This window comes from Ruegeria sp. BJ6 (assembly GCF_056537885.1).
Map to the genome: position 1 here is coordinate 72,135 of NZ_JBQFSG010000002.1, position 24,690 is coordinate 96,824.

General features: G+C 57.1%; 23 protein-coding genes, 1 tRNA gene and 1 pseudogene. 12 read left to right on the forward strand and 13 right to left on the reverse strand.

The genetic code is table 11. The annotated features are described in order from the left end of the window. Nucleotides 1-16: 16 nt before the first annotated feature. Nucleotides 17-982 (forward strand): NAD(P)-dependent oxidoreductase, encoded by a 966-nt coding sequence (locus ACR0D6_RS05590; RefSeq protein WP_480764784.1) that lies wholly within the window; start codon nt 17-19, stop codon nt 980-982. Nucleotides 983-1,410: 428 nt separating this feature from the next. On the opposite strand, the gene ACR0D6_RS05595 is transcribed toward ACR0D6_RS05590, so the two are convergent. The 3 genes from ACR0D6_RS05595 to ACR0D6_RS05605 form a co-directional block, all read right to left on the reverse strand. Next, a complete protein-coding gene (locus ACR0D6_RS05595; protein ID WP_480764785.1) occupies nt 1,411-2,505 on the reverse strand; it encodes a sterol desaturase family protein in 1,095 nt (364 codons plus the stop codon). A 397-nt stretch (nt 2,506-2,902) separates the two neighbouring features. Then, nucleotides 2,903-3,736: a heparin lyase I family protein gene (locus ACR0D6_RS05600; RefSeq protein WP_480764786.1), complete on the reverse strand. Its 834-nt coding sequence runs from the start codon at nt 3,734-3,736 to the stop codon at nt 2,903-2,905. Nucleotides 3,737-4,084: 348 nt separating this feature from the next. Next, nucleotides 4,085-4,158: transfer RNA gene (locus tag ACR0D6_RS05605), tRNA-Cys, on the reverse strand. A gap of 267 nt (nt 4,159-4,425) precedes the next feature. Between ACR0D6_RS05605 and ACR0D6_RS05610 the strand changes: the two genes are divergently transcribed. From ACR0D6_RS05610 to ACR0D6_RS05620, 3 genes are all read left to right on the forward strand, one after another. Further along, entirely contained in the window at nt 4,426-5,079 is a 654-nt protein-coding gene (locus tag ACR0D6_RS05610; protein ID WP_480450086.1) for a protein-L-isoaspartate O-methyltransferase family protein, read from the forward strand. A gap of 94 nt (nt 5,080-5,173) precedes the next feature. Continuing rightward, nucleotides 5,174-6,592: a TolC family outer membrane protein gene (locus tag ACR0D6_RS05615; RefSeq protein ID WP_480450085.1), complete on the forward strand. Its 1,419-nt coding sequence runs from the start codon at nt 5,174-5,176 to the stop codon at nt 6,590-6,592. A gap of 75 nt (nt 6,593-6,667) precedes the next feature. Then, on the forward strand, nt 6,668-7,561 hold the full coding sequence (locus tag ACR0D6_RS05620; protein ID WP_480764787.1) for a hypothetical protein: 894 nt from the start codon (nt 6,668-6,670) through the stop codon (nt 7,559-7,561). A gap of 3 nt (nt 7,562-7,564) precedes the next feature. Here ACR0D6_RS05620 and ACR0D6_RS05625 read toward each other — a convergent pair whose 3' ends face one another. After that, nucleotides 7,565-9,022 (reverse strand): cobyric acid synthase, encoded by a 1,458-nt coding sequence (locus tag ACR0D6_RS05625; RefSeq protein WP_480764788.1) that lies wholly within the window; start codon nt 9,020-9,022, stop codon nt 7,565-7,567. A gap of 160 nt (nt 9,023-9,182) precedes the next feature. Beyond that, complete coding sequence (locus tag ACR0D6_RS05630; protein ID WP_146347248.1) at nt 9,183-9,503, reverse strand: DUF6280 family protein; 321 nt, start codon at nt 9,501-9,503, stop codon at nt 9,183-9,185. Nucleotides 9,504-9,722: 219 nt separating this feature from the next. On the opposite strand from ACR0D6_RS05630, the gene efp reads away from it, so the two are divergent. After that, complete coding sequence (gene efp / locus ACR0D6_RS05635) at nt 9,723-10,286, forward strand: elongation factor P (protein ID WP_170651600.1); 564 nt, start codon at nt 9,723-9,725, stop codon at nt 10,284-10,286. 78 nt (nt 10,287-10,364) lie between these two features. On the opposite strand, the gene ACR0D6_RS05640 is transcribed toward efp, so the two are convergent. Continuing rightward, nucleotides 10,365-11,309 (reverse strand): ABC transporter transmembrane domain-containing protein, encoded by a 945-nt coding sequence (locus ACR0D6_RS05640; protein WP_170651601.1) that lies wholly within the window; start codon nt 11,307-11,309, stop codon nt 10,365-10,367. Between the two features lie 113 nt (nt 11,310-11,422). Next, nucleotides 11,423-12,160, reverse strand: coding sequence for a CAF17-like 4Fe-4S cluster assembly/insertion protein YgfZ (ygfZ, locus tag ACR0D6_RS05645; RefSeq protein ID WP_480764789.1), 738 nt, complete (start codon nt 12,158-12,160; stop codon nt 11,423-11,425). Between the two features lie 73 nt (nt 12,161-12,233). On the opposite strand from ygfZ, the gene ACR0D6_RS05650 reads away from it, so the two are divergent. Continuing rightward, nucleotides 12,234-12,911: a TIGR04283 family arsenosugar biosynthesis glycosyltransferase gene (locus ACR0D6_RS05650; protein WP_480764790.1), complete on the forward strand. Its 678-nt coding sequence runs from the start codon at nt 12,234-12,236 to the stop codon at nt 12,909-12,911. 7 nt (nt 12,912-12,918) lie between these two features. On the opposite strand, the pseudogene ACR0D6_RS05655 reads toward ACR0D6_RS05650, so the two are convergent. Beyond that, nucleotides 12,919-13,674, reverse strand: a pseudogene (locus ACR0D6_RS05655) (hypothetical protein); the annotation flags it as partial. A gap of 182 nt (nt 13,675-13,856) precedes the next feature. On the opposite strand from ACR0D6_RS05655, the gene ACR0D6_RS05660 reads away from it, so the two are divergent. Beyond that, nucleotides 13,857-14,627 (forward strand): alpha/beta hydrolase, encoded by a 771-nt coding sequence (locus ACR0D6_RS05660; protein WP_480764791.1) that lies wholly within the window; start codon nt 13,857-13,859, stop codon nt 14,625-14,627. Between the two features lie 18 nt (nt 14,628-14,645). Here ACR0D6_RS05660 and ACR0D6_RS05665 read toward each other — a convergent pair whose 3' ends face one another. Beyond that, a complete protein-coding gene (locus ACR0D6_RS05665; protein ID WP_480764792.1) occupies nt 14,646-14,927 on the reverse strand; it encodes a hypothetical protein in 282 nt (93 codons plus the stop codon). A gap of 438 nt (nt 14,928-15,365) precedes the next feature. Here ACR0D6_RS05665 and ACR0D6_RS05670 point away from each other — a divergent pair, with 438 nt between their 5' ends. After that, nucleotides 15,366-16,190: a formylglycine-generating enzyme family protein gene (locus ACR0D6_RS05670; protein ID WP_480764793.1), complete on the forward strand. Its 825-nt coding sequence runs from the start codon at nt 15,366-15,368 to the stop codon at nt 16,188-16,190. A gap of 92 nt (nt 16,191-16,282) precedes the next feature. On the opposite strand, the gene parE is transcribed toward ACR0D6_RS05670, so the two are convergent. Continuing rightward, nucleotides 16,283-18,241 (reverse strand): DNA topoisomerase IV subunit B, encoded by a 1,959-nt coding sequence (gene parE / locus ACR0D6_RS05675; RefSeq protein WP_480764794.1) that lies wholly within the window; start codon nt 18,239-18,241, stop codon nt 16,283-16,285. Between the two features lie 232 nt (nt 18,242-18,473). Between parE and ACR0D6_RS05680 the strand changes: the two genes are divergently transcribed. Both ACR0D6_RS05680 and ACR0D6_RS05685 read left to right on the forward strand, forming a co-directional pair. Continuing rightward, entirely contained in the window at nt 18,474-19,340 is an 867-nt protein-coding gene (locus ACR0D6_RS05680) for a DMT family transporter (RefSeq protein WP_480764795.1), read from the forward strand. A gap of 167 nt (nt 19,341-19,507) precedes the next feature. Continuing rightward, nucleotides 19,508-20,116, forward strand: a complete 609-nt coding sequence (locus ACR0D6_RS05685) for a carboxymuconolactone decarboxylase family protein (RefSeq protein WP_480764796.1) — start codon at nt 19,508-19,510, stop codon at nt 20,114-20,116. 66 nt (nt 20,117-20,182) lie between these two features. Here ACR0D6_RS05685 and ACR0D6_RS05690 read toward each other — a convergent pair whose 3' ends face one another. Further along, nucleotides 20,183-21,061, reverse strand: coding sequence for an alpha/beta fold hydrolase (locus ACR0D6_RS05690; RefSeq protein ID WP_480764797.1), 879 nt, complete (start codon nt 21,059-21,061; stop codon nt 20,183-20,185). Between the two features lie 154 nt (nt 21,062-21,215). Here ACR0D6_RS05690 and ppk2 point away from each other — a divergent pair, with 154 nt between their 5' ends. Then, the gene (ppk2, locus tag ACR0D6_RS05695; protein WP_480764798.1) at nt 21,216-22,145 is read left to right on the forward strand and encodes a polyphosphate kinase 2; all 930 of its coding nucleotides are present in this window, start codon (nt 21,216-21,218) and stop codon (nt 22,143-22,145) included. 4 nt (nt 22,146-22,149) lie between these two features. On the opposite strand, the gene ACR0D6_RS05700 is transcribed toward ppk2, so the two are convergent. Further along, nucleotides 22,150-22,791, reverse strand: a complete 642-nt coding sequence (locus ACR0D6_RS05700) for a TIGR02453 family protein (protein WP_480764799.1) — start codon at nt 22,789-22,791, stop codon at nt 22,150-22,152. Between the two features lie 103 nt (nt 22,792-22,894). Between ACR0D6_RS05700 and ACR0D6_RS05705 the strand changes: the two genes are divergently transcribed. Beyond that, on the forward strand, nt 22,895-24,259 hold the full coding sequence (locus tag ACR0D6_RS05705; RefSeq protein WP_480450067.1) for an MATE family efflux transporter: 1,365 nt from the start codon (nt 22,895-22,897) through the stop codon (nt 24,257-24,259). A gap of 16 nt (nt 24,260-24,275) precedes the next feature. On the opposite strand, the gene ACR0D6_RS05710 is transcribed toward ACR0D6_RS05705, so the two are convergent. After that, entirely contained in the window at nt 24,276-24,677 is a 402-nt protein-coding gene (locus ACR0D6_RS05710) for a hypothetical protein (RefSeq protein ID WP_480764800.1), read from the reverse strand. Between the last annotated feature and the right edge of the window lie 13 nt (nt 24,678-24,690).

A 24,690-nucleotide genomic window follows, 5' to 3' on the forward strand; every position in this document is an offset into this window, starting at 1 on the left:
TCTGGGAGGAATAGGCATGAAAGTTGGCTTCATAGGTTTGGGAAACGTGGGCGGCAAGCTTTCGGGTTCGCTGTTGCGCAATGGGGTTGACCTCACCGTTCATGATCTGAACAGGGATCTGGTCGACGAATTTGTTGCTCGTGGCGCGAAAGCGGCGGACAATCCAGCGCAGTTGATGCGCGACTGTGACGCGGTCATAACCTGTCTGCCGTCGCCTTCGGCTTCGGACGCAGTCATGCAGCAGATGTTGCCCGAGGTGAAAGAAGGCAAGATCTGGATGGAGATGTCCACCACGGACGAGGCCGAAGCGAAACGCCTAGGCGCCATGGTTATCGAGCGCGGCGGTGCGGCAGTGGATTGCCCGGTCTCGGGGGGGTGCCATCGGGCGGCGACCGGCAATATCTCGATATTCGCAGGCTGTGATCGCGCGACGTTCGAACAAATTTTGCCATTTCTGACCACGATGGGCCGCCGTATCCTGCATACCGGCGATCTGGGCTCTGCTTCCGTCCTTAAGGTTTTGACCAACTATCTGGCGACCGCCAACCTGATCACCTGCGCCGAGGCGCTGGTCACTGCAAAAGCGGCCGGCATGGACCTGAACACAACCTATGAAGCCATCAAAATTTCGTCTGGCACCTCGTTTGTGCATGAAACCGAAAGCCAGGTGATCCTGAACGGCTCGCGCGATATCTCATTCACCATGGATCTGGTTAAAAAGGATATCGGTCTGTTTCAGGAAGTAGCGGACCGGGCCGGTGTTCCGCTGGAGATGAACCCGGTGATGATCAAGATTTTCGAAGACGGCATCGCCCGGTACGGTGATCGCGAACTATCTCCGAACATCATCCGCCGTCTCGAGGATGCAACGGGTATCGACGTCCGCGCCCCCGGATTTCCAACCGAAATGCTGGATGATGAACCGGAAGAGGCGGGATACGAAGTGATCCCGCAAGGCAAGGAGTTGAAAGCGGCAGAGTAATCCGCAAGTAAGTTCAGGTGCGGGCAGCCTGTGGAACAGACTGCCCGTAGAATTGTTCTTGCTGGTTCACGTCTTATGTTAGTGTTCTGTACAACAGGACGCTGCCAAAGCGTGGAGGATGCCATGGCCTGCTCTCGAACTATAATTGCACTGGTAGTTGTGTGCATTTTGGCCGGGTGCGAAACCGGGACGGGGCCGATCGGATCATCCGACGTTTCGCGCGCTGACTACGAGCGTCACAAGGCCAATCGCCAATCCTATATGTATCAGGGCTTGTAATAAACAGTCCGCAGCGGCTTTACCTGAGCAGCTAGTGGTGAGCAGCTTATCCCAACATCAGCTTTGAACGGAACGTGCATTCAGTGGCCGATGGGCCGCTTTCTGTGTTCGCTCCGCCGACCTATTTATTCGGCGGCAGATTGTGTTGGTTACCTGTCCTCGGTCTTGAACCGCCCAGAGCCGCCATCGGATGAAACAACCAGCGGCAGGTCAGTCGGACTTGCTGCTTCCTCGACGGGCCTGTTCTCCTTAGGGCGCATGTGCTTGGGCGGAAACACGAACACATTGCGCCAGCCGCTTTTGAACAAAGCGTAGGCGTTCTTGAACGGGCGAAAGTACAAGGCTCGGGGGCTGTTCCAAGTGCCGTCTTCTCCATTCCCCAGACCATAATCCAGCGTTTCCCGAGTTTTTGGCGAGTACAATGTACCAGCCGCCCAATCCCAGAACGCAAAAATGAATCCCATGTTCTTGTCCCAATGGCGGATGGCCTTGGAGTGGTGGACCTGATGTTGTGCCGGGCTGACAACAACGTGCTGCAGCCAATTCGGATACCGAAGCCAGACATGGCTGTGCCGCAGGTTGAACGCGGCAACGAAGAAGACGAACATCACAATGTTCAACTGAAACAAAGTGAATTCTCGGGCGCCGCTTCCAAAAATTTGATCCAGCAAGCCAAACGTTACACCCACTGCAAATGCGCCCATCATCGAGGAAACCGCTTCTTCGAACGGATGCATACGCGCAGCCGTCAACGGCGTCATGACCTCGGCCGAGTGGTGAACCTTGTGAAATTCCCACAAAACAGGAACTTTGTGGAAAATATAGTGGCCAAACCACAGCGCGCCATCAAAAGCCAGAGTGACCGCGACGGTGTAAATCAAGGTAACACCCCACGAAGGTTGTTCGGGGCCCGCAGGAGCCGACCCGAATAAGGATTCAACGATGTGAAACCAAAATTGTGACTGAATCAGGATCGACGCATAGATCGCTGCAATGATCGATTTATTCAAAAAAAACATGAAATAGTCGGCTTTGGCAGAGTCGTGGGTGACGACATCCCATGGCACCAGCCAATTGAGTAATCCTTTAACTCCCGATTGCCCGCGTGCAGACCGTTCGCGCCAATAGATGAAGATGGCAAAGGCCAGTGCCGTAGCCAGATAGAAAATCGACAGTCGTTGAGTTGGGTCGAACAGCAGTTCCACAGGATGGCGGATCGCCGCCAGAATACTTTCACCAGTCATTGCCTCGAAATCCTGCCCGAGTATTTTGATTTTGCACTTGCTTACCAAAACGACGTGGCATTTTTGGGGCGGTATTGCGATTGGCATTTGGTCTCTCGCAAGGACGCGATTATCCTGAGCGTGCGACTACGCTTTGCAATTGCCAGATCAATCGACCCTGTTGATTTCTTACGTTTCTTCCGACTTTGAAATTGCCGGCACAATTCAAGCAAGATCGTCAATGCGCGTGCCGATCACGGGCTCGGCCAACTGGCAAATCACAAGGATTAGCTGCTTTTCTTTGCCGCGGCTGTGATCGAATGCAGCTTGCTGATGAAGCTACGAGTAACGGCTTTTCGCTACGTTCTATTGGGGCGGGCTTTGTGACCCAGCCATCTTTGCGTTTTGGCAAATGGAACTATTGAAAAAGCTCTTCTCTTTTTTTCGACCTGTGAACATTCGCGTAGTACACAGTTCCTGAGCGTATTGCACCCGGCCCTCGGCTGTTGGCTAGGTAAGTGCCAAAGCTAAAGTAGTTTTTGTCGGATCTCTTTCCGTTTTCGTTTATGTTATTTGGGTCTAAGTTTGGGCCACGATGGCTCAGTTTTTTAGTGCCATTGATATATACGTCAAAAACGCCATCCCCACCTTCGCTCCAGTTCACAAACATTTCGACGCGTGTCCATTTGCCTTTGATAGAAGGCATACTTGCGATCCTCTTGGTCGCGACCACATCGCATTCATGATTTTTACTGCCTACAACGCTCTTGTAAGTCACTAAAAAGATCGCGTTTTCGTGTCCCGGCCGTGTCCAGTGCGCGACGGCTGTGTGGGGACAGTTTTCGGACTTCCACTGTGCAAATATGTTAAATGCTGATTTCTGCTGCCCCAGCGTCGGATAGCTTTTAGGGATCAAAAGATCGAAACCGTACCAAACGGGGCTGGGTTGCGGAAAAGCGCTGTAGAATGACTTGCCGCTTTTTTTTTCGCGAAGTTCACTTCTCACGCTGCCATGGTCGCAATCACCCTTGCCGCTCTTATCTGTGTACTTCTTGGATTTGCACTCACCGCCGTAGATAGAGAATGAATGCACATACTTTGCGTCGACGCCTTCAACCTTTTTGAGTTTTTTGTATGACTTGGGAAGATTTTCTTGTTTCTGCTTGAAACCATCAAAGTCAGCGCCTTCTGCGGCTTGTATTGGACTTGAAATGGCAAAGGCGGCAGAAAATAGAAGTGCTCGAAAATGCATATAACACCCTGATATTATGCGACAATGATGCTATCTGAAACTTGTGGAGTGGCAAGCGCTTTTTTTGATGCAGCGGGAGAATGTGCAAAATTCCAGCGATGGAATCGACAACGCAAGGATGTGTAAGGTCGTTACTGGAAATTCGGACGACGGGACAAAGTCATTCGATGGACACGCAACAGTAAGCATGGCTCGGAAATTTGCCGGTGAAACTCGACAGTTCCTGCATGCACGCAATGCGGCGGAAGAGCGATCCGATACAAAGAATGAACAGGCGGTGGAACGTGAAATATGATGCCCTTGGTGATACCTCATAAGGAGGAGAGCAGCTTTGTCATTGAAAAGTAGTGGAGGCGAGTACCGGAATCGAACCGGTGTACACGGATTTGCAATCCGCTGCGTCACCACTCCGCCAACTCGCCTAAGGTGGTGTAAAAAAGGGCTTTAGCCGAGTCGCGATGTGGGCGCAAGTGCAGTCTCCAAACAATTGCCCAAACATTCATGTTTCGGTTCCGTTCTGCGGATTCTCTGATCCGTTTCTCTTGACTTACGAGTTAAGGATCAAATTCGCGCGGATCGGCGGTCGGGCAAACTTGCTGACTGCGACCGGATTTCATACCTGAAGGCGTTGCTGGTGCGACCGGGATGTGGCAAAAGCCGGTAACCGAGGGATAAATAAGAGCGATCCAATGACAGATTTCGCAGCCCGCCGCCGGACGATGGTCGACACTCAGGTTCGCCCGTCCGATGTGACCAAGTTCCCGATCATCGATGCCATGCTGTCGGTGCCGCGCGAAAAGTTCGTGCCGGATGCCCTGCGCGAAGCCGCCTATGTCGGCGATCTGATGGACATTGGGAATGGTCGCTGCCTGCTGGAGCCCAGAACTCTGGCCAAGATGCTGGATGCACTCAACATTTCCAATGAGGAATTGGTTTTGGATATCGCACCGGCCTTGGGGTATTCGACCGCTGTGACAGCTCGTATGGCCCAGCTTGTCGTGGCCGTCGAAGAGGATGAGCAACTCGCATCCGAGGCGCAGGACCTTCTGACGGAAACCGATGTGGACAATGCAATCGTTCACACCGGACCGCTTGCTCAGGGGGCTGCAGAACACGGACCTTACGATGTAATACTTGTTCAGGGCGGCGTTGAACGCGTCTCGGACGAATTGCTGGATCAACTGAAGGATCATGGCCGCATCGCGTGCGTGTTCATGGAGGGCGATCTGGGGACCGTAAAAATCGGCCACAAGGCCGGAGGGCGCGTCACATGGCGTTTTGCTTTCAACGCAAGCGCACCGATTTTACCGGGATTTTCCGCAGAGTGTGCATTTTCGCTATAGTTCGCGAACGGATTTCTGAGGCATCTTGATTAGTTCAAGTCAAAGGCGCAAACTGCCTGTTGGGCAGGTTTTTTTGATTTGAGAGGAACAACAAATGCGCAGAGCGACAGGAAGAAAAGCCGTCAAGGCTTTCGCGTTCGCGGCGGGGCTGGCATTGACCATAGCTCCGATAAGGCAGGCATCGGCCGATAATCTCACGGACGCCTTCATCGGCGCCTATAACACGAGCGGGCTGTTAGAGCAGAACAGGGCACTATTGCGGGCCGCCGACGAAGATGTGGCGATCGCGCTTTCGGCGCTGCGCCCGATCATCGATTGGACGGCCAGGGTCAACCGGGACTACACCCGAACACGCACCAGCGGGGTCGTCGTCACGACGGAACCGTCGCGATTTTTTACCGGACTTACGCTGAGCCAGCTGATCTACGACGGTGGTGCATCCATTCTGGGCAAACAGTCGGCACAGGAAACGGTGCTTTCGACGCGTCAATCCCTGATCGATATCGAGCAACAGGTTCTGTTCCGGGCGGCAATAGCTTATCTGGGCGTTCTGCTGCAGGAAGAAACCGTCGGGATCCAGGAAAACGACGTAAACCTCTCGAGTGAGGAACTGAGGGCGACTCAGGACCGCTTTGAAGTTGGCGAAGTAACACGTACTGACGTGGCCCTTTCTGAGGCTCAGTTGGCAAGTGCCCGCTCAGAGCTTGCGGATGCGAACGGTGATCTCGACACTGCGCGAGCCGAGTATGTGAACGCCGTTGGCAAACAGCCAGGACGGACCGCCGGGCAGCCAAGCCTGCCGAATTTGCCGCGCTCGCTGTCCGAAGCGGTAAGTCTGGCGCAACGAAATCACCCTGCGATTCTTTCGGCGCAACACCAGGTTCGCGCTCTGGATCTTGTCGTTGAACAACAGCGTGCCGGTCTCGGGCCGAATGTGCGTTTAGAGGCGGATGCCGGGATCAGCGAAGACTTCGACAACGATGACTACCAGAATGACGCAGGGGTGGCCTTCACCTTCCGTCAGCCGATTTATGCCGGTGGTCGACTGGCCGCGAATGTGCGCCGCGCAATGGCAAGCCGGGATGCCTCGAGGGCGAATTTGCTGAATGTTCAAAAGGACATCACTCAGGGTGTAACCGACGCTTACGTCAGGTTTGAAACCGCGACAGCCAGCCTGACGGCGTCGACCGAACGCGTTCGCGCGTCGCAGGTTGCCTTTGACGGTATTCGCGAAGAAGCGACGTTGGGTGCGCGGACCACACTGGACGTGCTGACCGCTCAGCAGGATTTGCTGGACGCGCAACTCTCGGAAGTTTCGGCAAGGACCGAGCGTTCGCTGGCAGCTTATCAGTTGCTGCAATCGCAAGGATTGCTGACCGCCGAGCGGTTGGGTCTTGCGGTGCAGATCTATGACCCGACGCTTTACTACAATCTGGTCAAGAAGGCTCCGGCGAAGGTCAGCCGGCAAAGCCGCGACCTGGATCGCGTGCTCAAAGCGTTGCGTCGGGACTGACGGTGATCGCTACCTGTTGTGAGCTGGCACTTGATTGGCTACACTTGAACCCGAGGGTTAGAGCGGTAGAGAACAATGTCAGATAGCGTCGCAAAAGCAGAGATCGAGGACGTTCTGTCCTCGGTCAAACGGTTGGTCAGCGAAGAGGGGCTTTCGGAGTCGTTTGAGTCGTTGCAGTCAGCCAAACGCAAACCAGGTCGGCTGGTTCTGACCGAGGCACTGCGTGTTTCTGGTCCGGCGATCATAGACGAAGATGATGAACTGCTGATTCTGTCGCAGGATGAACTGGATGCGTCTTCGGCGTCGGAATCGCCCGAGCTGGGCTCGTTGGACTCGGAGGCAGGTCAGCCGATGTTGCTGCGCCCGTCCGACATCGTAAAAGACGAGGTTCAGGCAGCTGATCCGTCTCCTGCCGACGAAGCCAAAACCCCTCAGCCGGAAAACACTCAGATGCGAGGGGCCGGTGACCAACCCGTTCGTGAGGACCTCGCCGACAGCCTGAGTGCGAAGATCGAAGCTTTGGAGGCGGCGATCGCGCAGACCGAGGATCAGTGGGAACCCGACGGCGAAAGCGACGATGCATATTCTGGAACGCGCATTCGGCCCATGATGTGGACCCGGCCAGAGGCATCGGCGAAGGACCCCGAAAATGCCGTGTCGGAAGGGGACAAGCGTGTTGATGCCGAAGGTGCAGGCGAACCGGCGGATGAAGTATCCACGCCCGACGAACGCGTGATGTTTTCCCGCAGAAGATTTGAACCGAGTGGCGACACCCCTAATACCAGCACCAACAATGCCGGGTCAGACGAGGGCAAGGGGGCTTTGGACGAAAACGCGCTGCGTGCCTTGGTGTCGGAAGTTGTCCGCGAAGAATTGCAGGGCGTATTGGGTGAACGGATCACACGAAACGTCCGCAAGCTTGTCCGCCGCGAGATACTTCGCGCTTTGGCGGCAAAAGAGCTCGAATAGCGATCAGGTAAAATTGACGGGGTCTGACAACGACAGCAGCTGGTCCAGGTTCATGTGCTTTTCCAGATGATCTGCCAGTGCATTCAGTGTCTCTTCCACTCCGTCCTCATAGGCCGACTCTGACTTTACGCCCAAACCGGCAAGGTAACTTGCCCGGAATTGGTCGGAAGAGAACACTCCATGCAAATAGCTGCCACGAATGCGGCCATCGCTGCTGACAGCGCCTTCGGGCCGTCCCTCAACCTCCAACCAAGCGCGTGAGCAATCCGGGCCATCAGTGCGGCCCATGTGTATCTCATACCCGCTGACGGGTTCGCCGTTTGGCAGGGCCTTTGCGGTGGTCAGCCGGACGCTCTTTTCACCAGCCATAACCGTGTGAACATCAAGCAATCCCAATCCTTCAACGTCTCCTGGGCGACCATCGACACCATCCGGGTCTGAAATGGTTTTGCCAAGCATCTGATAACCACCGCACAGCCCCAATACATGACCCCCACGGCGTACATGGGCGTATAGATCGACGTCCCAGCCCTGAGTGCGGAAATATTTCAGATCACCGATTGTCGACTTGCTGCCGGGCAACAGGATCAAATCGGCGTCGCCGGGCAGGGGACGGCCCGCGGGAACGATCTCGACGCTGACGCCGGGCTCGCAGGACAGAGGATCGAGGTCATCAAAATTCGCCATCCGCTCAAGCTGAGGTACGGCGATTTTGCAGCCGCCGCCATCGTGCGAACGGATGTCCATCATATCTTCGGCAGGCAGCCTCCACGCGTCGTGAAACCACGGAACCACCCCAAGACAGGGCCAGCCGGTACGGGCGGCAATCTCGTCGCGGCCTTCGTCAAACAGGCTTACATCACCCTTGAATCGGTTGATGGCAAAGCCCCGGATCATTGCCCGGTCCTGCGCATCCAGAACTGCCTGCGTGCCCACGATCTGTGCAATCACGCCACCGCGATGGATGTCGCCTACAAGAACCACAGGGACGCCAGCCTTGCAGGCGAACCCCATGTTGGCGATGTCACCTTGCCGAAGGTTGGTTTCGGCAGGGCTTCCTGCGCCTTCGATCAGCACCAGGTCGGCATCGGCGCACAGGCGGCCAAAGCTTTCCAGGGCGGCGCCCAGCAGTTTGGATTTGTCCTTGCGGTAATCCCCGGCCTTCATCGTGCCAGCGCGACGGCCCTGAACGATGATCTGCGCTCCGGTATCCGTCTCGGGTTTCAGCAGAATCGGGTTCATATCCGTGTGCGGTGATCTGTTTGCGGCCCGCGCCTGCAACGCCTGAGCGCGACCGATCTCACCACCATCTTCAGTGACGGCGGCGTTATTGGACATGTTCTGCGGCTTGAACGGAGCCACACGCAGGCCGCGCCGTGTGAAAGCCCGCGCCAGACCAGCTACGATCACCGATTTTCCGACGTTGCTGCCGGTACCCTGAATCATGATGGCGCGAACCATGGCGACCTCCTGCGTTCCTGCGCAGATGACCTGAATTCGCAGTCGGAGGAAAGTCCGGAAAGGTCCGATTGCCGACCGAAACCGACGAACAGTCTGATGCAGGAAATAAAAAAGCGCGCCGCTGATGCGAGCGCGCCTTTTTTATAAGGTTGAAGTGGTGTTAAGCCGCTTCAGCCTGCTGTGCGGCATTGCGCCGTTCACTTTCTTCACGCGACAGCGCGACCGATGTCCGCACACCGCGGCCAACAAAATCCATCAACCCGCTCACAACGCGTTCGTTCGGGTCGATCCCCGCGCAGGTCAACACTTCGCGCCCGTCGCGCGACCGTGCCCAGCGGGCGATTTGTTCCGGTCCGTTGCCATATTTCTTGTCATCGGCAATGGCATCATCCAGCGCGGCCAATACAACAGCCGCGAACAGCTTGCGAGCACGGTTTCCCTGCTCGTTGTTAAAGGCGGTGCCGTCAACGAAATCTCTCATCTCGTCTTCCTTGTTTTTCTTGCTCTTGCAATTTTCGGCGTGGCGGTCCTTATGACCTATTAGGCGCGATTCGGATACACTTATTATGCATAGTTGCGTTGCGTCATTTGCATGGCTTTCTGCAACTGCAGCACTAGGTGTCGTTGTCTTGCAAGGGCCGCTCCCGCCAGATATAGGGAGCGCAACTGCCGCATCAACCATGTGTGAAGGATTTAAGCTATGCCCAAGATCAATGGGAACGAAATTCGCCCCGGTAATGTTCTGGAGCATAACGACGGGCTGTGGGCCGCGGTAAAGGTCGATCACGTGAAGCCCGGCAAGGGTGGGGCATTTGCCCAAGTCGAACTGCGCAACCTCCGCAATGGTTCGAAATTGAACGAACGCTTCCGTTCCGCCGACAAGGTCGAGCGGGTTCGTCTTGAGCAAAAAGATCAGCAATTCCTGTACGAATCCGACGGTATGCTGGTGTTTATGGACTCCGAAACATATGAGCAGATCGAATTGCCTGCAGAGCTGCTGGGTGATCGCCGTCCCTTCCTTCAGGACGGCATGACGATTGTTGTGGAGTTCTACGAAAACGAAGCACTGAATGCCGCACTGCCGCAAAAGGTGACCTGCAAGATTGTCGAGACAGAGCCGGTGGTCAAAGGGCAGACCGCTGCCAACTCGTTCAAGCCTGCGGTTCTGGATAATGGTGTCAAGGTCATGGTGCCGCCGTTCATCGGGCAGGATGAAATGATCGTCGTTAACACCGAATCCATGGAATATTCCGAGCGCGCATAACGTCGCGTCATCGTCTATCTGCAAGCATTGCCAGGCGGGCTGTGTCGATATCGGCGCAGCCCGTTTTCCTGATAGCGACTACTTTCTGACCCGGATGTGACGATAGCGTTCGGGATGACTCCCGAATAGTTCCAGTATCAGATCATACTTGATGCGGTTGGCACTGACCTGTCGGTAGAAGGCGATCAGGAATGAGGTCGGCCCCTGAATTCTTGCCAGCCCGCTTGTGGCGGCGACAACCGTTCCGACATCGGTTTTGCCGTTCATGACCAGCCATCCCCCAAGAACAAGAATGCCCACCGTGCCGGCCCCGTTGATCGCGCTCAGCAGGAATTTGGCGGAAAGTTTCCAAATGAACATCTTGCGGCGGGTTTCATAGATCGCGTCAAATCGTTCATTGATTTCATGCGCAACCTTGTCGAGGTCTTCGGCGGTCATGTTGTCGGTCGACGCGCGCAGGATGCGCACACGCTCGGCCACGAAAATGTTCACCTTCCTTTGGGAAATCAGCACAATCGCAATTTGCGGCAGGATCATCGAGATCGCTATGAGGCCCAGCCCCGGCTGCGTGGACGAGATGTAGCCGATGACGCTGATGAGGGTCCCGATTTGCACAACGGGATCGGAAAATGCCCCGCCAGCGAATTTGCCCAGCTCTTCGGCTTCGGCGGAAATGGCGGTGCTCATCGTGCCGTGGCGAACGTCTTCGCCGGTTTCCCCCACATCAGCCGCGCGGACGTACAGACGCTGGCGGATCAGCCGAATGATATCTTCTCCCAACGTTCCCGAGCGATAGCCCAGTAGCCATTTAAGGGCGAGGCTCAGCAGGATCACTCCCATCATCCCTGATCCGAGGAGCAGGATTTTTTCTTTTTCGATATCCTGCGCTGTCAGATGGTTGATGATGTCCCGCTGAAATTCCAACGGAGCCGCCGCAAGGGCGGCAATCGCCAGCGAAAGCAGGATCAGAATGATCTGGCGGCCAGAACTGGCCCGCCAGATGGCTGCGTAGAGCTTTAACATGTACCTAACCCGGTCAGAAATCTGAGGGGAGTTTGAACCCGGTCGCCACCAAGTTCAAATAGATGCCAGCAAGCGTCGATCAGTCGTGCCGCATTGGCCACATGAGTGTCAGATCATTCGGGCAGGCGAATAATCGCATCGTCCGCGCGCATCTCGCCCTTGGCGCGGTCCATACGTAGATAGGCGATTGCCCTGTCACCGGACTGTGTAAACAAAGTGCCGGCCGGTTTTCCATCGGATTTGATCTCGGTCCCCAAGGGGGCATGACCCTGAATCGAGACGGTCCGAAGCCCCTTGCGCAGTTCTGTCTTGTGCTTCATCCGCGCCGTAACTTCCTGCCCGACATAACACCCCTTTTTGAAATCCACGCCGTTCAGCGCTTCAAACCCGGTTTCCAGAATGTAGCTGTCAGAGGTCAGTTCGATGCCAGTCTCAGGGATGCAATGCGCCACTCGGATCGAGTTCCAGTCGCTGCCGTCATCACTTTCGGGATCGGAGGAGTATGCACGCCACCCCATATCCGGATGTCTTGGGTCAAGAAAAGCGCCCTCAGGTACCGGTCCGGTTCCCCGCTGGACGTGCAGGTCCGTCGGTTCGATCATCACATCGGCCCGTAATTTGTACATTCCAAGCCGTTTGATCAGCCCATCGGCAATACTTTCGTCAACATCCAACAAAACCGAGCTGCTATCCCGCATCAGAAAGAAATCCGCCAGATATTTGCCTTGCGGTGTCAGCAACGCGGCATAGACAAGGCCTTGATCCAGCCCCTGCACGTCGTTGGTGATCAGGCCCTGCAAAAAGGTGTCCGTGTCCTTGCCGGACAGGCGCAGAATGCGGCGGGTGGGCATGGGATGGTCCTCGTCATTTCCTCGGACCCCGTGATATAGGAGATCGCGCAGCCATGACCAGAGGTTATCAGACGTGCCCGCACCGATCAGCATCGTGATTCCAACACTGAATGCCGGTGACGACCTGATGCCGACGTTGGAGGCCCTGATGGAAGGACTTCAAGCCGGCTTGATCCGCGAGCTGGTGATTACCGACGGCGGGTCAACGGATCACACGCTCGACATCGCCGAAGAAGCTGGTGCGCATGTGGTTACCGGGGCACCGTCCCGGGGCGGCCAACTGCTGAAGGGATGCAAGGCTGCAAGTGGGGATTGGCTGCTTGTTCTGCATGCGGACACTGTGCTCGAATCCGGATGGAGCGAGGTTGTGGCAGAGCACTTGAGCACTTCGGATTCCCCGGCCGCGTTCCGTCTGGCCTTTCGTGCCAAGGGGTTCTGGCCGGTATTTGTGTCAGGTTGGGCCAACTGGCGTAGCCGATTGTTTTCAATGCCTTACGGGGATCAGGGGTTACTGATAACACGCCGCCAATATGAGGCAGCAGGTGGTTATCCCGATCAACCGCTTATGGAAGATGTGGCACTTGTCCGAGCCCTGTCCGGCATCACACTCTTGCCTGCTCGTGCGGTTACGAGCGCGGAGCGCTATGTTCGCTCAGGTTGGTTTCGGCGTGGGGCACGGAATCTGTATACTCTGACGCGATATCTTCTGGGGGCGAATCCTGAGAAGCTTGCGCAGTCGTATCGGCGCTGAGGCTGGCGCGCAGTTCGATGATGGATTTGCCCAGCCGGAACGGCGCGGCAAAGCTGACAAGACACAGCGCGATAATCTGCAATACAAGGATATGCGCGTTGGCCTGAAGGTACTCCCATTCGTCTTTCAGCTTTCCAACCTGCTCGATCAGATCATCGTAACTCTGCGCCAAAATTACGTAATCTCCCGCAATTGTTGGAACTTTTCGCCGCATATTGTCGATTGCCGTCTGGGTGGCCTCGTCCACCGAGGTGAAGACCAGAAACTGCTCGATATCGAACGCATCCGCCTTGGCCGCCATGGTGCGCACCTCGTCCATTTCGTCCCTGGCCTGACCACCGAACAGGAAGCGCAGGCCTTGTAGCGGGGCCACTTCATTGGTCACCGCAATGAACAATGGCAGCTCAGCGTTGCTTGCGGTTGAGGCCGACAGGAACTCGACCTTCTCACATAATACTGAAATATCAGTATCATAGGCTGGATCACAGAAACGCAGACGAAACCGCGCGGCGTCGCGGTCAAAGGCCAGAGTGGCGGCATAGGCCACATCGATCTGCCGGTCCAGCCGCGAACTGTCCGAGGTGTAAAGCCCCGCCAGCACCGCCACCAGCGCGCCGATTCCACCGAGAACAACCCAGACGAGATCGGCCAGTTTCCACGCCCGGTGACCGGCAGGTTTGCGAAACAAAAAGGCGGTGCCGATCGATCCGATCAGAAAGAACAGGATCAGCAGGGGTAACTGGTTTTCGGTTATGAACGTCATGGGGGAAGTTTACGGGGTGCGGGCAATCAGGCAACCGGGTTCACGAAGATGTAGGGCAGGGGTGTTTCTTCCGTTTTGTACATGCCCCTGGGGTGGGTTTGTCCGGTTTGTACAAACCCGTCCGGCTTGCCGCGCGCCTCTTTTCGATCTCATACTGAGGGTGGGAGATGAGGGAGCATTTGATGACCAGAGAGATTGTTCTGATCCACGGTGCCTTTGCCGGTCCGTGGTGCATGGAGAATTATGCGGACTTCTTTCGCGATCGGGGCTGGACGGTGCACACGCCCGCGCTGCGCTATCACAGGGGCGACCCAAAGGCGGAGCCCGATCCGGGGCTGACCGATACCAGCGTGATGGACTATGCCAATGACATTGCGACGTTTGTCGAAGGGTTGGACAGCAAGCCGGTGCTGCTTGGCCATGCCATCGCCGGGGTGGTGGCGCAGCAGGTGGCGGCGCGCGGGTTGGCCAGCGCCATCGTTCTGATCAATCCCAACGCGCCGTGGGGGACGTTGCCGGAAACCGACGACGAACGCGCGGTGCCACGCGCGCTGATGGAGGGCGGGGCGTTCTGGAAACAGCCGATGCGGGTCGAGTTCGACCTGATGGCCCCCTTTGCGCTGAACAAAATGCCCGAGGCGCAGCAGCACGAGGTCTTTGACCAACTCGGTGCGGAAAGCGGGCGGGTGATGTTCGAGATGTTCTTCTGGATGTTCGACGACCACCACGCGATGAAGGTCGATATCGACAAGGTCGACTGCCCGGTTCTGGTGGTCTCGGGCGCCGAGGATCGGGCGGTGAACCCCAACACCTGCCGCGCATTGGCCGAGATGTACGGAGAGCGCGGGACGTTCCTGCTGGCCGAAGGCCACGCGCATTTCCTGTTCATGGAACCTGGATGGGAGACGGTCGCCAGCCAGATCGCAGGCTGGCTGGACGAAAAGGTAGGGTAAAGTACCCGCCCAAGCGCCTTATTTGCTGACCTGAAAGGTGCTCTGCGGTTTCCAGTGCAGAGTGCCGTCGTCCTTGCGCGTGCAGCGCAACAGCCGTTCCTCGCGCGTTCGGGTGGTCGAGGTCACGGTGTTGTCGCCGGTCAGCAGGATGAAGGCATCCTGAGAATAGGCCATGCCGTCATAATAACAAAATCGCGTTTCCGCACCTTCCGGAATGGGGGATGCGGTGCTGAGCATCTGCTGTGCGGGGGCTTGAGTGGCCAGCAAGGTCAGGGCCAGCCCGAGGGTCAGTGTTTTCATGTCGTCCTCCCGTTCGAAATCTCGTGTTCGTTGAAATTGGGTCTTGGACGCTCGAAACCTCAAATGTCGTTCTTGGATGAGTGATTGAGGGGAAGTGTGAACGGGATCAGCGGGTTAGGCAATGGATTTTTCTGGAGACCGTAGATATGTAGGCGTGGCATGTTGATGATTAGCCAGATAACATAAACATGTTAAGCTTGCAGGTTTAGAGGAAAATCCGATATGTGGTCGCGTCTTTTTACGGGTACAGGCGATAAGTCGACAGACCCAAGAAATCGGTGGCCGAAAGGAAACTTCGGTGTCTTAGCTGTACTTCTGTCTTCTTTGTTTGCCCCCACGATTGCAAAGTCTGCCGACGCATATGCGTCCCTTCGAATTACAAATGGGCAGATTCTGGCCCCGTTGGAAAGGTTCAAGGAATGCGCTCAATGTCCTGAGATGATCGTTATACCGCTTGGCTCTTTCATGATGGGAGCAACACAAGAGGAATCGAAAAACCCTTTTGATTTCTACGGTGAGAATGCCACGCTAACGCGACGGGCTCCGGATGACGTGCATATCATTCCACACGAGCACCCACGTCATCGGGTCGAGATGGACGTTCCATTTGCCTTGGGTCGGAATGAAGTCACTCACGCCGAATGGATGGAGTGCGTTGACAGTGGGGGCTGTTCACATGTTCCGGATCATCGCGTCCTCCAATTGACTGGATATGCACGTTTGGGGCCCGACCATCCAGTAATCAACATATCCTATTTGGACATGCTGGAATATGTGGAATGGCTCAATTCCATTGTTGGTGCCGACGTTTATCGCCTCCCGACGGAGGCCGAGTGGGAGTATGCGGCCAAGGCAGGAGCCAACACCCGTTTCGCGCAAGGTGAAGAGTTGACGTCAGATCAGGCGAATTTCTCAGGCGCAGCCACAGAGAACATCCTCGGCGTGGAAAGACCTGATCTGACCAATCGTCGGATGCCTGTGCCGGTTGGAGAACTCAACGCAACAAATATGTGGGGATTGCGCCACATGTCCGGTAACGTTCATGAGATGACCCAATCCTGTTGGTCAAAAGAGCATCTGCAGCTGACGAGTGGCAGTGCCTATTTGGAGCTTTCTCAAACTGAGTCTAAATGCCGCCGCGCCCTTAAAGGTGGTGCATTTACAATCTCAATGGATGGGGTGAGACCCGCAACACGCCATAGAAAATTAGAAGACCGACGCACTAACGATGCGGGGTTTCGCGTCGCAAGACAGCTGAAGTAAAATGGGTGCAACGTAAATGACCCCGACTTTTTAAGTTGTTGAGTAAAGAACAGATTGCCGAATTGAGTAATTGCGAGAACGCAATCTACCCTTCATACATCTAACTCCTCCACAAACCGCGCGTTCTCCTGAATGTACTGGAACCGTAGTTCGGGTTTTTTGCCCATCAGGCGCTCAACCAGATCGCCGGTCTCGCCGGGTTCGTCCTCGTCTATGGTGACGCGGATCAGTTTGCGGGATGCCGGGTCCATCGTGGTCTCTTTCAGGTCCTTGGCATCCATCTCGCCCAGACCCTTGAAGCGTGAGACGTCGATCTTGCCCTTGCCGCCCAGACCTTTTTCAAGCCACTCGTCACGCTCGGCCTCGTCCAGGCAATAGACGCGCTTGGCGCCTTGAGTCAGGCGGTAGAGGGGCGGGCAGGCGAGGTACAGGTGGCCCGCGTCGATCATCGGGCGCATCTGGGTAAAGAAGAACGTCATCAGCAGCGAGGCGATATGCGCCCCGTCCACGTCCGCGTCGGTCATGATGATGACTTTGTCATAGCGCAGATCGTCGACGTTGAACTTGGTGCCAAGGCCAACACCCAGCGCCTGTGTCAGGTCGTTGATTTCGGCATTGGTGCCCAGTTTCGAGCTGGCCGCGCCTAGCACGTTCAGGATCTTGCCGCGCAGGGGCAGCAGCGCCTGTGTCTTGCGGTCACGGCCCATCTTGGCCGATCCACCGGCCGAGTCGCCCTCGACAATGAACAGCTCGGTGCCGTCACGGTTGGTGGCGGAACAGTCCACCAGCTTGCCGGGCAGGCGCAGTTTCTTGGTGGCGGATTTGCGGGCGGTCTCTTTCTCCTGACGGCGGCGCAGGCGTTCTTCGGACCGCAGGATCAGGAAGTCGAGGATGGCCCCGGCGGATTTGGTGTCGGCGGCCAGCCAGTTGTCGAAGTGGTCACGGACGGCGTTTTCGACCAGCCGCTGCGCCTCGACCGTGGCGAGGCGGTCCTTGGTCTGGCCGACGAATTCAGGCTCGCGGATGAAACACGAGACCAGCGCGCAGCCCCCCGTTATCAGGTCTTCGCGGGTGATCTGCGCGGCCTTCTTGTTGTTTATCAGCTCTCCGTACGCCTTGATTCCCTTGAGAATCGCGGCCCAGAAACCCGCAACATGGGTGCCACCTTCGGGCGTGGGGACGGTGTTACAGTAGGACTGGATGAACCCGTCGCGCGACGGCGTCCAGTTGATCGCCCATTCGACCTTGCCGGGGGTGTTGAATTTCTCCTGAAAGTCCACGGTGCCGGCAAAGGGTTGCTCGGCATAGGTGGAGGAGCCGTTCATCGTCTCCTTCAGGTAGTCCGACAAACCGCCGGGGAAGTGAAAGGACGCCTCGGTCGGGGTTTCGCCGTCGTCGATGGCGGTTTTCCAGCGAATCTCGACGCCCGAGAACAGATAGGCCTTGGAGCGGATGGATTTGAACAGGCGGGCCGGTTTGAACTTGTGATGGCCAAAGATGTCCGCATCCGCGTGGAAGGTGACGGTGGTGCCGCGCCGGTTGGGGGCTGCGCCGACCTTTTCGACCGGGCCAAGGGGGATACCGCGCGAGAACCGCTGTTCGAACAGCTGCTTGTCACGCGCCACCTGAACGACCATCGAATCCGACAGGGCGTTGACCACGGACGCGCCCACGCCGTGCAGACCGCCCGAGGTCTGGTATGCTTTTCCTGAGAATTTGCCGCCCGCGTGTAGGGTGCACAGGATCACCTCAAGCGCCGATTTGTCCGGGAATTTGGGGTGTGGGTCGATCGGGATGCCGCGCCCGTTGTCGCGCACGGTGAGGGCGTAATCTGCGTGCAGCTCGACCTCGATCCGGTTGGCGTGGCCAGCGACGGCCTCGTCCATCGAGTTGTCGAGGATTTCGGCGACCATATGGTGCAGCGCACGCTCGTCCGTGCCGCCGATATACATACCGGGGCGTTTGCGCACGGGTTCCAGCCCTTCGAGCACCTCGATCGAGGAGGCGTCGTAGGTGGTGGAGGCGCTGGGCGTCAACAGGTCGTCGGGCATAGGTGCTGCTCTTGTTTTTGGGTTTGGCCCATTATGGCAGGTGATGTGTGCCGGGGGAAGAGGGGCGCGAGGTGTTGTGGGGATTTGAGAGGTGGAGAATGGGGTGGAGGCCTGCTGTGCGGACAAATCCGCCGTTCGGGGTTAATCCAATAAAGTCCGCTTGCGGCGTGCCTTCCAGATATCAGCATGCTATCGGTGCGCGGATTGAAGACTCTCGAAAGATATTTCTGAAATGGACTCGACGAATTTGCTTCGACTTGCTGGTGTTGTTTTTGTGGCAGTTTCATTCGTTGTAATTGGAGACACCGCTGGAAAGCTTTTGACAGCACGTGGCGTCGATCCATTCTTTATCGCTTGGACAAGATTTGCATTGGCGGCTGCCGTGCTATTGCCGTTCAGTGGAATCGCGTTGCGTGAGATTCCGAATTTGCGTGACTGGCGGGTACTGGTTCGCGGGGCATTCATCACTGGCGGTATTTGCTGCATTCTAACGGCACTGCGCACTGAGCCTATTGCAAATGTGTTTGGGGCATTCTTTGTAGGTCCCATCGTCTCGTATGTTTTAGCGATACTATTTCTAGGTGAGACTCCATCGCGAAGCCGAAGCATGCTTTTAGCGCTTGGCTTTTTGGGTGTATTGCTTGTCGTGAAGCCGGGTTTTGGAGCGACTTTTGGCATGGCGTTCGCTCTTGCGGCGGGCGGATTTTATGGCGCCTACCTAGCGATGACGCGAACCGTCGCTGGTTTGTATCGGCCACGGTTTTTGCTGATGTCGCAGCTTATCATCGGCTCGGTTCTCTTGACACCGTTCGGATTGAGCGTGAACTTCCCCGATTTGGGGTTGCCAGTTTTGGCCCTCATCGGCGTAAGTGCTCTCGGGTCAGCTCTTGGCAACTTCCTCTTGGTTGTCGCGAGCAAATCGGCTGAGGCGAGCCTCATTGCGCCGCTCGTTTATAGCCAGTTGTTTTCGGCAACACTGGCGGGATTTCTCGTATTTGGGGATTGGCCGGACACTTACGCCTTGCTCGGACTGTTTTTGATCGCTTTCTCTGGTTTTGGTTCATTGTTTATTCATCAAAAGCAAGCGCACCGTGCTTAAGTTGCCATTCGTCCACCGCACAGCTTTGGTCGAGTTGGACTCGGACCTGTCGTTCATTGCCTACTGCGTCACCTCGTTGCGTCATCGCCGGAAGTTTGCCTCGTAACCGGTTCGAATTGTTACTAGGCTGCGCCTGACGTTCAATCGAGAGGAAAGACAGGTACCGCATGAGCTGGATCAGGACAGTGCCGTTTGAAGAGGCGACGGGCAAGCTGAAGAAATTGTATGAGCGGGTGACCGGCCCGGACAACAATGTGGACAACATCATGATGGCGCATTCCTTGCGGCCGCATTCGATGGAAGGCCATATGGCGCTGTACAAGAACGTGCTGCACCACACCGGAAACAAGACTCCGAAGTGGTTTCTGGAGACGCTTGGTGTCTGGGTCAGTTCGCTGAACAGATGCGCCTATTGCGTTGAGCATCATTTTCAGGGTTTGCAACGGCTGTTGGGAGATGCCGAGCGGGGAAATGAGATCCGGGCCGCGATCGAGGCGCGCGATCCCGATGCTGCGCCGCTGGACGGGGCGCAGATCGCGGCGATGCGGTATGCGCAGATACTGACCGAGGATCCGGCGGCGCTGACGGAAAATGACGTCGAAACCCTGCGGCGCGCGGGTTGGGACGACGGCGAGATTTTGGAGATCAATCAGGTCAGCTCGTATTTCTCGTATGCGAACAGGACCGTTCTTGGGCTTGGATGCTCGACCAAGGGCGATGTTCTGGGCCTGTCGCCGAACAATTCGGACAACCCCGAGGATTGGGGACATCGGTGAGGGCAGGAGCGAGAGGCGCTGCCTCTCGCGCTCTCCGGAGTATTTTGAGCCAGATGAAGAAGCGGATCAGCGCGGCTGTATCCAGTTCAGAATCTCAGTGGCGACCGTCTGAGGTTTTTGGTGGTGCAGCCAGTGGTCGGTGCCGGGGATCGGGATGCGCGTCAGGTCGGCTGCGAAGTCTTCGAGACCTTCGGATGCTTCGGGAAGAAGGGCCATGTCATCCGGTCCCCAGAGCAGCAGGTGCGGACAGGTCACGTTGAGTCGGTCGAGCGGCAATTTAGGCAGATCGGTTCGCGGTTTGCCCGGCTCGGCCACGATAAGGGGCGAGGCGCGGTACCAGTTCAGCATGGTGTTCAGGCGGCCGGGGCGTGCCCATTCCGTGCGGTAGCCTTCCATCCGGCCATCGGACATCCAGTCCAGCCCCATGCCATGGCGGAAGAATTGTTCAAGCTTTTCGAAGTTGTTGGCCGCCAGCCAGTCGGCGGAATCTTTGGACCGGAGTTGGTTGATATACTGGGACGCTGCGGATTGCGCGCCTCCCGCGGCCATGGCGCGCTGAAAGGGCACGGGGTGGACGCCGTTGGCGATAATCAGGCGGCTGACCAGTTCGGGGCGGAACATGGCAAGGCCATAGGCGACGGATGCGCCCCAGTCATGGCCGAGCACGGCAACCGGCGCCCCCAGTTGTTCGATCAGGGCGGCCATGTCTGAAACCAGTTCGGACAGGACATAGTTTGCGGTACCTTCCGGTGCCCAGCTTTGACCGTATCCGCGCTGATCCGGGGCGATACAGTGGAAGTCCTGCGCGAGATGCGGGGCGAGATCTGCCCAGGCGCCGCCGTATTCCGGAAAGCCGTGCAGCATGAGCAGTGTTGGAAGGTCGGGATCGCCCCATTTTCTCAAGAAAAAGGGCTGGCCGTTCAGGTCCGTGGTTTCCGTTATCATTCCGCCCTCCTTCGGGGTGCCTTTCAATTCCGGTGGCATGACCACAGCATTTTGATTTTTCCGGAGTTTGTGAAGCTTTTTTGACACCAGTCAACGCAGGGTCATTCCGGGGCTGATAGGCTTTGGCCGGACAGTGAACCCGAGGAGAGAATATATGGACGCCGTGGCCCAAAACGAACAGAAGCCGGAGGAAATCAAGGTAGTGCCGGTTGACAAACCGCGCGTGTCCGAGCCCAGCCCGGAGAAAATCCGGCAGGCTTTCGAAAGTGGCAGGTATCCGTACCCCCGGAAAATGGCCCGCCGGTCCTATGAGATCGAAAAGGCGAAATTGCAGGCTGAGTTGCTGAAGGTTCAATTGTGGGCGCAAGAAACCGGCGAGCGGTTCGTACTGTTGTTCGAAGGGCGCGATGCCGCTGGTAAGGGTGGAACGATCAAGCGGTTCATGGAACATCTCAACCCGCGTCAGGCCCGTGTTGTCGCGCTGAACAAGCCGACCTGGGAAGAGAAGGGCCAGTGGTATTATCAGCGCTACGTGCAGGAGCTGCCGACGGTCGGAGAAATGGTGTTCTATGACCGGTCCTGGTACAACCGCGCAGGGGTCGAACGGGTGATGGGTTTCTGTTCCCCCAACGAGTATCTGGAGTTCATGCGCCAGACGCCGGATCTGGAGCGGATGCTGGTGCGGTCGGGGATCAGGTTGTACAAATACTGGTTCTCGGTCACCCGCGACGAGCAATTGCGCCGGTTCAAAAGCCGTGAAACCGATCCGCTGAAGCAGTGGAAACTGTCACCGATCGACAAGGCCAGTCTGGATAAATGGGACGATTATACCGAGGCGAAGGAGGCGATGTTCTTCTACACCGATACAGCCGACGCGCCGTGGACGGTGGTCAAGTCGAATGACAAGAAGCGGGCGCGGCTGAACTGTATGCGTCATTTCCTGTCAACGTTGGAGTATCCGGGAAAAGACCACGACTTGGTTGGTGAGCCCGATCCGCTGATCGTGGGTCAGGCGCATCATGTCATTCATCAGTCCGAGCATATTCTGGGCACCGCGTTGCATCCGGACACGCGCGCCGGTTGATCGGTCATATTTCGGTAGTCAGAAGGCGCAACAGGGGGCTGAGGGCCTGATATGTTTCACTGAGAGCTGCTTGCGGTGCCGAAAATGAAGACTGCGGCAGATCCTGCCAGACGGTGATGGATTTCCGGCGCAGCAAAGTTCCCTGCGGATGATCCTTGTCGAACGGCGCCGGGACGCGTTTGAGTTCCGGTTCGTCGATCCGGTACCCCTGCGACCTGTATTGATCCAGCAGGGCGGCCAGCTCGGCGCCTGTGTCCGAGTCTGCCGCCTTTCGCCACGCGGTCAGAGCGGCCTTGTCGAAACTCATCGCGCCGCCGCCCACCGAGACATAGTCGGGTGAAATCCCGAAGAAAAACCCGACCTTCAATGCGCCATCACCCGGCAGGGACCAGAGCATGTGAAGATGGGTGTGATAGGGTGTTTTGTCTTTGGAAAAGCGCACGTCCCGCTGTGGGCGGAACAGTTTTGTTCCGGTTCCCGGGCCGATCTGGTGCGCGAATTGCTCCATCAGCAGGGTCGCGGGGGTTTTGAGATCAGCCTCGTACTGTGTCTTGTGCTCAGTGAACCACGTGCGGGTGTTGTTTGCAGCAAGCTGCGCCAGAAAAGCGCGGGCATCGGGAATGAGGCGGGCGAAAGGGTCGGGCATCGGCGGGCTCCTGCTGGTTCGGTCAGTTTAGCGCCAGAGTCTCGGATTGAAATATCTTGCATACCCCTTGCGAAATCCGACGGGCATTTCTAAGCGTGGTCGAATGAGCAAGGTGATGACATATGGCGGCCATGTCCGCGCAATTGCGGTATTGGGCCTGCCACTGATCGGCGGGCATCTGGCGCAGTTTGCCATTGGCCTGACCGATACGGTCATGCTGGGCTGGTACGGGGTCGAGGCGCTGGCGGCTGTGACGCTGGCCAGCAGCTATTTCTTTGTCCTGTTCCTGTTCGGCGGCGGATTTGGCCTGGCCGTCATGCCGATGGTGGCGACTGCAGCGGCCGAGGAGGATGAAACCAGCATTCGCCGGTCGACGCGTATGGGGTTGTGGTTGTCTCTGCTTTATGGGGCACTGACAATGCCCTTGCTGTGGTGGTCTTACCCGATCCTGATCGCCCTGAAACAGGAGCCGCAGACCGCCGCGATGGCGTCCGAATATCTGCGGGTCGCGGGGTGGGGATTGTTCCCGGCCTTGCTGGTGATGGTGCTGAAATCCTATCTGGCCGCGCTAGAGCGGACGCAGATCGTTCTGTGGATCACCGTGGCGGCGGCGCTGGTCAACGGGGTGACGAACTATGCCCTGATATTTGGCAACTGGGGTGCGCCCGAACTTGGGGTTATGGGTGCCGCAATCGCGTCGGTCGTGACGCAGGCCGTATCGCTGGTGGCCGTCGTGGTTTACGCGGTGCGCGTATTGCCGGAACACAGCCTGTTTCAGCGGTTTTGGCGTCCGGATTGGGAGATGTGGTTCCGCGTCCTGCGGCTGGGTGTGCCCATTGGGTTGACCTTGCTGGCCGAGGTGTCGCTGTTCGCAACATCCGCCGTCATGATGGGGTGGATCGGACAGGTTCCGCTGGCGGCGCATGGTATTGCGCTGAATCTGGCCTCGGCGACGTTCATGGTGCATCTGGGGCTGTCGAATGCTGCCACGATCCGGGCGGGCAACGCGCTGGGCCGCAGGGATCGGGCCCATCTTGAAAAGGGCGCGATTACGGTGACAGCGATGTCTCTGGTCGTGTCGATCCTGACGATCATCCTGTTTCTGACCTGTGCCGAGCCGTTGATTTCGCTGTTCATGGAGCCGGACAATCCGCAGCGTCCGCAGATTCTGGCGATTGGCAGCGGCCTGCTGGCGATGGCGGCGCTGTTCCAACTGGTGGATGGCGCGCAGGTGATCGCGCTGGGACTGTTGCGCGGATTGCAGGACGCGAAGATCCCCATGGTGATGGCTGCGCTGAGCTATTGGGTCGTGGGCATCCCGGCATCTTACTACTTTGGCTTCGTGCAGGGCATGGAAGGGATCGGCATCTGGCTGGGCCTAGTGTTGGGCCTTGCCTTTGCGGGGGTATTGCTGATGGCGCGGTTCTGGATGCGATCGGTACAGCAGGTGGGCGTGCCTGCGGAATAGCAGGCGCCGCCCGAAGTCAATCCTTTGACTGACGATCCGCCATTTTCCTGACGAGGACCGAGCGCAAATCGTGCATGGCCATCAGCAGGCGGTCGGTGACCTCGTCCAGTTGTGCCTCGGTTGCCTTGGACTGTGCCCATTGGGTGGTCAGGTTCAGGTGATCGACGGTGCGGTGAATATCGTCGATGTCCCGCTGCGCCAGCAGGGACCTGCGGTCGTCCATCCAGCTTTCGATGCGGGCCTTGTCCTGGTCCGTCAGCTCGCGCCCGCCCTGTGGCTTGACCTCGCCATTGCGGATGTTGATGACGGCGATCTGCTCCATCTCGATCCGCTGCTGGCGGTTTTCGGTGTTCACGCGGAACACGGCGGCGCCGTTTTCGCGGGTGCGGAAGTAGTATTCGGGCAAGCTGACGGACATCGCTGGCCTCCGT

Coding starts and splice junctions, on each gene's coding strand:
- ppk2 (WP_480764798.1), top strand. CDS start 21,216: ATGGACGCCGTGGCCCAAAACGAACAGAAGCCGGAGGAAATCAAGGTA.
- parE (WP_480764794.1), bottom strand. CDS start 18,241: ATGCCCGACGACCTGTTGACGCCCAGCGCCTCCACCACCTACGACGCC.
- ACR0D6_RS05620 (WP_480764787.1), top strand. CDS start 6,668: ATGTCAGATAGCGTCGCAAAAGCAGAGATCGAGGACGTTCTGTCCTCG.
- efp (WP_170651600.1), top strand. CDS start 9,723: ATGCCCAAGATCAATGGGAACGAAATTCGCCCCGGTAATGTTCTGGAG.
- ACR0D6_RS05670 (WP_480764793.1), top strand. CDS start 15,366: ATGATCGTTATACCGCTTGGCTCTTTCATGATGGGAGCAACACAAGAG.
- ACR0D6_RS05705 (WP_480450067.1), top strand. CDS start 22,895: ATGAGCAAGGTGATGACATATGGCGGCCATGTCCGCGCAATTGCGGTA.
- ACR0D6_RS05590 (WP_480764784.1), top strand. CDS start 17: ATGAAAGTTGGCTTCATAGGTTTGGGAAACGTGGGCGGCAAGCTTTCG.
- ACR0D6_RS05700 (WP_480764799.1), bottom strand. CDS start 22,791: ATGCCCGACCCTTTCGCCCGCCTCATTCCCGATGCCCGCGCTTTTCTG.
- ACR0D6_RS05660 (WP_480764791.1), top strand. CDS start 13,857: ATGACCAGAGAGATTGTTCTGATCCACGGTGCCTTTGCCGGTCCGTGG.
- ACR0D6_RS05625 (WP_480764788.1), bottom strand. CDS start 9,022: ATGGTTCGCGCCATCATGATTCAGGGTACCGGCAGCAACGTCGGAAAA.
- ACR0D6_RS05665 (WP_480764792.1), bottom strand. CDS start 14,927: ATGAAAACACTGACCCTCGGGCTGGCCCTGACCTTGCTGGCCACTCAA.
- ACR0D6_RS05640 (WP_170651601.1), bottom strand. CDS start 11,309: ATGTTAAAGCTCTACGCAGCCATCTGGCGGGCCAGTTCTGGCCGCCAG.
- ACR0D6_RS05615 (WP_480450085.1), top strand. CDS start 5,174: ATGCGCAGAGCGACAGGAAGAAAAGCCGTCAAGGCTTTCGCGTTCGCG.
- ygfZ (WP_480764789.1), bottom strand. CDS start 12,160: ATGCCCACCCGCCGCATTCTGCGCCTGTCCGGCAAGGACACGGACACC.
- ACR0D6_RS05710 (WP_480764800.1), bottom strand. CDS start 24,677: ATGTCCGTCAGCTTGCCCGAATACTACTTCCGCACCCGCGAAAACGGC.
- ACR0D6_RS05680 (WP_480764795.1), top strand. CDS start 18,474: ATGGACTCGACGAATTTGCTTCGACTTGCTGGTGTTGTTTTTGTGGCA.
- ACR0D6_RS05595 (WP_480764785.1), bottom strand. CDS start 2,505: ATGACTGGTGAAAGTATTCTGGCGGCGATCCGCCATCCTGTGGAACTG.
- ACR0D6_RS05600 (WP_480764786.1), bottom strand. CDS start 3,736: ATGCATTTTCGAGCACTTCTATTTTCTGCCGCCTTTGCCATTTCAAGT.
- ACR0D6_RS05685 (WP_480764796.1), top strand. CDS start 19,508: ATGAGCTGGATCAGGACAGTGCCGTTTGAAGAGGCGACGGGCAAGCTG.
- ACR0D6_RS05690 (WP_480764797.1), bottom strand. CDS start 21,061: ATGATAACGGAAACCACGGACCTGAACGGCCAGCCCTTTTTCTTGAGA.
- ACR0D6_RS05610 (WP_480450086.1), top strand. CDS start 4,426: ATGACAGATTTCGCAGCCCGCCGCCGGACGATGGTCGACACTCAGGTT.
- ACR0D6_RS05630 (WP_146347248.1), bottom strand. CDS start 9,503: ATGAGAGATTTCGTTGACGGCACCGCCTTTAACAACGAGCAGGGAAAC.